The 6,702-nt window shown below is 75.3% G+C and carries 8 protein-coding genes; 1 reads left to right on the plus strand and 7 read right to left on the minus strand.

What is annotated here, in order from left to right:
• Positions 1-613, minus strand: a 613-nt coding sequence (locus DVA66_RS15155; RefSeq protein ID WP_114560835.1) for an MsnO8 family LLM class oxidoreductase, incomplete at its 3' end; no start/stop codon positions are given.
• Positions 614-684: 71 nt separating this feature from the next.
• Here DVA66_RS15155 and DVA66_RS15160 point away from each other — a divergent pair.
• Positions 685-1,335, plus strand: coding sequence for a pentapeptide repeat-containing protein (locus DVA66_RS15160; protein ID WP_114560836.1), 651 nt, complete (start codon positions 685-687; stop codon positions 1,333-1,335).
• A gap of 6 nt (positions 1,336-1,341) precedes the next feature.
• Here the strand turns inward: DVA66_RS15160 and aroB are convergent, their stop codons facing one another.
• The 6 genes from aroB to ruvX all read right to left on the minus strand — a co-directional run bounded on the left by aroB (position 1,342) and on the right by ruvX (position 6,677).
• Positions 1,342-2,439 (minus strand): 3-dehydroquinate synthase, encoded by a 1,098-nt coding sequence (aroB, locus tag DVA66_RS15165; protein WP_198671803.1) that lies wholly within the window; start codon positions 2,437-2,439, stop codon positions 1,342-1,344.
• Positions 2,436-2,972: a shikimate kinase gene (locus DVA66_RS15170; protein WP_232821983.1), complete on the minus strand. Its 537-nt coding sequence runs from the start codon at positions 2,970-2,972 to the stop codon at positions 2,436-2,438. The genes aroB and DVA66_RS15170 overlap by 4 nt, the downstream gene beginning before the upstream one ends.
• Complete coding sequence (gene aroC / locus DVA66_RS15175) at positions 2,969-4,165, minus strand: chorismate synthase (RefSeq protein WP_114560837.1); 1,197 nt, start codon at positions 4,163-4,165, stop codon at positions 2,969-2,971. Before aroC ends, DVA66_RS15170 begins: the two co-directional genes overlap by 4 nt.
• A gap of 13 nt (positions 4,166-4,178) precedes the next feature.
• Positions 4,179-5,015, minus strand: coding sequence for a shikimate dehydrogenase (locus DVA66_RS15180; protein ID WP_114560838.1), 837 nt, complete (start codon positions 5,013-5,015; stop codon positions 4,179-4,181).
• A gap of 5 nt (positions 5,016-5,020) precedes the next feature.
• Positions 5,021-6,145: an endolytic transglycosylase MltG gene (gene mltG / locus DVA66_RS15185; RefSeq protein WP_232821984.1), complete on the minus strand. Its 1,125-nt coding sequence runs from the start codon at positions 6,143-6,145 to the stop codon at positions 5,021-5,023.
• A gap of 82 nt (positions 6,146-6,227) precedes the next feature.
• Positions 6,228-6,677, minus strand: coding sequence for a Holliday junction resolvase RuvX (gene ruvX / locus DVA66_RS15190; RefSeq protein ID WP_114560840.1), 450 nt, complete (start codon positions 6,675-6,677; stop codon positions 6,228-6,230).
• Positions 6,678-6,702 lie beyond the last annotated feature (25 nt).

Below are 6,702 nucleotides of genomic sequence, written 5' to 3' on the forward strand. Positions count from 1 at the left end.
GCGAGGTGTCGGCGCGGGCCGGGCGGAAGTCGCGGGCGTAGGCGGCCAGGGCGGCGGCGTCGTCCAGCAGCGGCCCGCCGGCGACGGCGGGCAGCCCCCGTTCGGCCGCCAGCCGCAGCCCGCCGGCGATGGCGAGCAGGTACACCGGTGGGGCGGGCACCCGCGGCCGGACGGTGAGCTCGGCCCGTCCGTCGAGAAGGGCCAGCACGGCGTCGAGCTCGGCGGCGTACTCGCCCTCCCCCAGCACGGTGCGCCCCAGCGCCCGCCGGATCGGCGCGGTGAAGCCGAGGGAGCCGCCGAGGCCGAGATCGACCCGGCCCGGGTGCAACGCCTCCAGCAGCAGCGCCTGCTCGGCCACCACCAGCGGGCGGTGGTTGGGCAGCATGATCCCGCCGGTGCCGATCCGGATCCGGCTGGTGCGGGCTCCGATCGCGGCCAGCAGCACCGCCGGCGCCGCACTGGCCACCCCCGGCACGGCGTGGTGCTCAGCGGTCCAGAAGCGGTGGAAGCCGAGCCGGTCGGCCCGGACGGCGCGCTCGACGGTGGTGGCGACGGCCTCGGCGTCGGACTCACCGGCCCGCGTCCGGGAACGGTCCAGCAGGGAGATCAGCATCACCGGCGGCAACGTCCGGCGCGGGCCGCCCGATTCCCCGGCTGGCCGCGCGCCCGCCGTAGGCTGCGCAGGTGCCTGCCGCCCCGAAGCCCCCGGCCCCGCCTCGGCTGGACGACCTGACTCCCGCACCGCAGGACTGGGACGTCCCCGCCGACGACCTGGTCGCCGGCACCCTGCTCGGGGCGCTCGACCTGTCGGAGCGCGAGCTGGACCTGGTGGACGTCCAGGGCTGCCGGCTGGCCGGCACCAGGGTGGCCGGCTCGCACTGGTACCGCACCGGCTGGCGCGACGTCGAGATCGACCAGGCCGACCTGTCCAACGCCCGCTTCACCGACTCCGGGTGGACGCGGGTGCGCGCCCGCGGCAGCCGGCTCACCGGGATCTCCCTCGCCGGCGCCGCGGTGGAGGACCTGGAGGTGACCGACTCGGCGATGGGTCTGGTCAACCTGCGGCAGGCGCGCATCCGACGGGCCCGGTTCACCGACACCGCGCTGGTCGAGGCCGACCTGGACGCCGCCTCCCTGGAGGACGTGGTGTTCGAGGGCTGCGACCTCACCTCGGCCCGTCTCACCTCGGTCCGGGTGCGCCGGGTGGTGTTCCGGCACTGCCGGCTGGACGGCCTGCAGGGGCTGGAGAGCCTGCGCGGGTCGACCATCGAGCCGCTCGACCTCACCGGGCTGACCGCCCAGCTGGCCGCGGCGCTCGGCATCACCCTGGCCTGACGGTGGTCAGCCCCGGCCGCGCACCCGCCGGTCGGCCTCACGGAGCAGCTGCTCCGACGGTCCGGCCAGGATGGTCGGTGCGGCGACGTCGGTGAGCGCCACGAACCGCAGTGTGCTGCCCCGGGTCTTCTTGTCCAGCCGCATCCCGGCCAGCAGCTCCTCGAACGGCGCGCCGTCGTAGCGGGTGGGCAGGTCGAGCGATTCGAGCACCGCGCGGTGCCGGTCGCGGACCGCACCGTCCAGCAGCCCGGCGGCCTCGGCCAGCTCGGCGACGTAGACCATCCCGACGCTGACGGCGTCGCCGTGGCGCCAGCGGTAGCGCTCGGCCCGCTCCACCGCGTGGCCGTAGGTGTGGCCGTAGTTGACCAGCTCCCGCCCGATCCGGGTGCCGGTGGAGGTGGACTCGCGCAGGTCGGCCGAGACCACCGCGGCCTTCACCGCGATCCCCCGCCGCACCAGCTCGACCAGCCGGTCGGCGGTGACGTCGACCGACTCCTCCGGACTCTCCTCCACCAGCCGCAGGATCTCCGGGTCGGCCACGAACCCGCACTTGACCACCTCGGCCAGCCCGGCGCGGACGTCGGCGGCCGGCAGCCCGGCGAGGAGCTCGGGGTCGCAGAGCACCCCCAGCGGTTCGTGGAAGGCACCGACGAGGTTCTTGCCGGCGTCGAGGTTGATGCCGGTCTTGCCGCCGACCGCGGCGTCCACCATGCCGAGCACGGTGGTGGGCACGGTGACGAAGCCGATCCCGCGCAGCATCGTCGCGGCGACGAACCCGGCCAGGTCGGTGGTGGCCCCGCCGCCCAGCCCGACCACCACGTCGGAGCGGGTGAACCCGGCCTCGGCCAGCGTGCTCCAGCAGTGCGCGAGGACGTCGACCGTCTTGGCCTGCTCGGCCTCGGGCAGCGGCAGGTAGCTGACCTCGGCGTCGAGCCGCCCGCCGAGCCGGCGTGCCTCGTCGGCCAGCACCTCCGGGTGCAGCACCGCCACCCGGGACGCCTCGCCCACCAGCGTGCCGAGCTCGTGGCGCACCCCGGCCCCGACCCGCACCCGGTAGGGGCGTTCGGCCCGCACCTCGACGGTCCGGGCGGCGGGCGTGTTCACCGGCCCGCCACCGCGGCCGCGACCTGCTCGGCCACCTGCGCGGGGTCGAGCCCGTCGGTGTCGACGGTGTGGGTGGCCAGGGAGCGGTACACCGGGGTGCGCTGCTCCAGCAGCTTCATCAGCCGGCCGCGCACGTTGCCCAGCAGCAGCGGGCGGGCGACGTTGAGCCCGACCCGGCCGGCCGCCACCGGCACCGACACCTGCAGCCAGACGACGACCTCACCGGCCAGCGCCTGCTGGGTGGCCGGGGCCAGCGGGGCGCCGCCGCCGAGGGAGACCACCCCGGTCCGGCGCAGGGTGGCCGCGGTGGTCTCGATCTCGACCCGGCGGAACCACTCCTCGCCGTGGGTGGCGAAGACCTCGGCGATGGTGGTGCCGACCCGGGCCTCGATCAGGGCGTCCACGTCGTGGTGGGGCACCCCCCACCGCTCGGCCAGCAGCGCACCGACCGCGCTCTTGCCCGAACCGGGCGCACCGATCAGCACCACCCGCTCCGGCACGCCCGTCGGCTGCGCGGCCGCCTCCGGGGTCACGACCCCAGACCCAGCCCGCGGGCGGTGACGTCGTCGAGGTAGGCCCGGGCGTTGCGGCCCACCTCGGCCACCGAGTCGCCGCCGAACTTCTCCAGCGCCGCCTCGGCCAGCACCAGCGCCACCATCGCCTCCGCGACCACCCCGGCCGCCGGCACCGCGCACACGTCGGAGCGCTGGTGGTGGGCCACGGCGGGCTCACCGGTGGCGGTGTCGAGGGTGCGCAGCGCACGCGGCACGGTGGCGATCGGCTTCATCGCCGCCCGCACCCGCAGCACCTCACCCGTGCTCATCCCGCCCTCGGTGCCGCCGGAGCGCCCGCTGGTGCGGCGGATGCCGTCCGCGCCGGCGGTGATCTCGTCGTGGGCGAGGCTGCCCCGGGTGCGGGCCAGCTCGAAACCGTCGCCCAGCTCGACGCCCTTGATCGCCTGGATGCCCATCAGCGCTCCGGCGAGCCGGGCGTCCAGCCGGCGGTCGCCGTGCACGTGCGAGCCGAGACCCGGCGGGACGCCCCAGGCCACCACCTCGACCACACCGCCGAGGGTGTCGCCGGCCTTCTGGCAGGCCTCCACCTCCGCGACCATCGCCGCGCTGCCCTCGGCGGAGAAGCAGCGCACCGGGTCGGCGTCGATGGCGGGCAGGTCGTCGATGGTGGGCAGCGGGCCGGCCGGGGCGCGCACCGGACCGAGCTCGGTGACGTGGCTGAGCAGGGTGATGCCCAGCGCCTGCTCCAGGAAGGCCTTGGCCACCGCGCCGATCGCGACCCGGGCGGCGGTCTCGCGTGCGGAGGCGCGTTCCAGCACCGGGCGGGCCTCGTCGAAGTCGTACTTCTGCATGCCGACCAGGTCGGCGTGGCCCGGGCGCGGGCGGGTGAGGGCGGCGTTGCGGGCCAGGCCCTCCAGCACCGACGGATCGACCGGGTCGGCCGACATCACCTGCTCCCACTTGGGCCACTCGGTGTTGCCGACCTGGATCGCCACCGGCGACCCGAGCGTCTCGCCGTGCCGGACACCGCCGAGGATCGTCACCTGGTCGGCCTCGAACTTCATCCGGGCGCCGCGGCCGAAACCGAGCCGGCGCCGGGCCAGCGCGCCGGCGATCTCGTCACTGGTGATCCGCACGTGGGCGGGCAGACCGTCGATGGTGGCCACCAGGGCCGGGCCGTGGGACTCGCCTGCGGTCAGGTAGCGGAGCATGGGCGGCAGTCTGTCACCCCGGCGAAGGCCGGCCGACGGCTTCCCGGCCAGCAGACAGCAGCAGCCCGGGGTCGACGGTGCGCCCGGTCATCAGCTCGACCTGCAGCACCGCCTGGTGCACCAGCAGGTCGAGCCCGTCCACCACGGTGCCGCCGGTGCGGGCCGCGGTCTCGGCCAGCACGGTCGGCCACGGGTCGTAGATGACGTCGAAGACCACCGGTGCGGCGCCGGCGACCTGGGGGGCCAGCGCGTCGGCGGCCCCGGCGACCACCGTGGAGACGGCGACGTCGACCGGGTCGAGGGATCCGGCGGCGACCGCCTCGGCCCAGGGCCGCACCTCCACCTCACCCGCTGCTCCGGCGGCCATCGCCACCAGCGGTTCGGCCCGCTCCGGACGCCGGGCGAGCACGGTGATCCGGGCCGCCCCCATCCCGAGCAGCGCCGCCACCGCCGAGCGGGCGGTGGCACCGGTGCCCAGTACCAGGGCCGTCCCCACCGTTCCCGTACCGGCGGCGCCCAGCGCGCGCTGCAGCCCGCCGACGTCGGTGTTGCGGACCTGGCGCGGCTCGTCCAGCAGCAGGGTGTTCGCCGCCCCGACGGCCAGCACGGTCGCGTCCGGCTCGCCGAGGGCCAGCGCGGCCTCCTTGAGCGGCATGGTCAGCGACAGCCCGCGCCAGCGACCGTCCAGACCGGCGACGAAGGCGGGCAGCCCGGCGGCGTCCACCCGGTGGCGCTGGTACTCCCAGCCCAGCCCGAGGGCCCGGTAGGCGGTCTGGTGCAGCAGCGGTGAGAGCGAGTGCCCGATCGGGTCGCCGAGCACCGCGCAGATCCGCTCCGTCCGGTCGTCCACGGGGCTCAGCAGCCCGCCGGGTTGCCGTTGCTGACGCACCACTGGTTGAACGCCTCGACGTTGCGCTGGTGCTCGGACTCGCTGTCGGTGAACCGGGTCTCACCGGTCTGCAGGTTGACCGTGACGAAGTACAGCCAGTTGCCCTCGGCCGGGTCGATCGCGGCCTCCAGGGCGGCCCGACCGGGTGCGGAGATCGGGCCCGCGGGCAGCCCTTCCACCTTGTAGGTGTTGTACGGGCTCTCCGGCGGACCGGTCGGGGCGAACGCCTCGCCGGGGATGGCGTCGGGCGGGTAGGTGCCGAGGGCGTAGTAGACGGTGGAGTCGAACTGCAGGCGCTGGCCCGCCTCCAGCCGGTTGTAGATCACCCGGGCCACCTTGGGACGGTCCTCGGGGATGAAGACCTCCTTCTCGATGATGCTGGCCACGATGGCGATGTCGCGCTCGGAGACGCCCAGGTCGTCGGCGGCACCGGCGATGTCGAGGTCCTCGGCGACCGTGCCGTAGCGCTCACCCATCTGGCGCAGCAGGTCGGTGGCGGTGTCGTCGTCGGAGTAGTCGTAGGTGTCGGGGAAGAGGAAGCCGGCGGGCTCGCCGTCGGCGAAGTCCACCAGGCCGAGGTCCTCCGGCTTCTCAAGCGCCCGCTCGAACTCCTCGGCGGGGATACCGGTCGCGGTCAGCGCCTCGACCTGCTGCTCCAACCGCAGCCCCTCGGCCACGGTCACCCGCTGGACCACCCGGCGGGACGGGTCGAGCAACCACTGCAGCGCGGTGGCGGCGGGGATCTGGGTACGCAGCCGGTAGGTGCCGGTCTGGATCGAGCTGGCCTCGGGGTTGGCCGACACCGCGGCCTGCCAGGCCTCGGTGGAGGCGACCACGTCGAGCTCGACCAGGGTCTCGCCGATGTCGGTGGCGGTCTGGCCCTCCTCCACCTCCACCTCGACGTCCTTGATCCCGGTGCCCTGGTAGTCGGCGGCGACGATCGAGCTGAAGACGCCACGCACGTTGGTGTTGACGAAGTCGAAGGCGAGGTATCCACCGGTGCCGAGCACCGCCAGCGAGACCAGCACCGCGAGGTAGCCCTTGACGCGGTGCCAGATCTCTCGACGCCGGCTGCGCTCGGTGTCCAACATGCTCACGGGTGGGTGTCCTCCTGGGTGTCGCCCGCCGCTCGGTCGGCTGCAGCCTACCTGCCGGACCGCCGCCGAACCGGGATCAGCGCGGGTGCAGCCGGCCCGGCGGGCGCCCGCTGCGGCGCTCGGCGTCCAGGGCGCGTTCCAGGATCTCCACCGCCGCCGCCTGGTCGATCACCGAGCGCTGCCGACGGGTGTCCCGGCCGCTGGCGTGCAGACCGCGGGACGCGCTGACCGTGCTCAGCCGTTCGTCCACCAGCCGGACGTCGACCGGCAGCAGCCGCACCAGCCGGTCGGCGTGGCGGCGCACCTCGATCGCGGCCGGGCCCTCGGTGCCGTCGAGGGCGAGCGGCAGGCCGAGCACGACCTCGAGCGGTTCGTGCTCGGCCACCAGGTCGGCGACCGCGCGGTAGGCGTCGGGCCCGGAGCGCAGCGTGGTGAGCGGGAAGGCCAGGGTGGCCGCCGCGTCGCAGCGGGCCACCCCGATCCGCGCCCGCCCCCAGTCGAGCGCGAGCCGGACGCCCGTCCTCACGAGCCGGCGGCCTCCGCCCGGACCG

This window comes from Desertihabitans aurantiacus, assembly GCF_003344635.1.
Lineage (GTDB): Bacteria > Actinomycetota > Actinomycetes > Propionibacteriales > Propionibacteriaceae > Desertihabitans > Desertihabitans aurantiacus.

What these genes read in the sequence shown, in the direction of transcription:
- aroC (WP_114560837.1), bottom strand. Translation starts at nt 4,165, where the DNA reads ATGCTCCGCTACCTGACCGCAGGCGAGTCCCACGGCCCGGCCCTGGTG.
- mltG (WP_232821984.1), bottom strand. Translation starts at nt 6,145, where the DNA reads ATGTTGGACACCGAGCGCAGCCGGCGTCGAGAGATCTGGCACCGCGTC.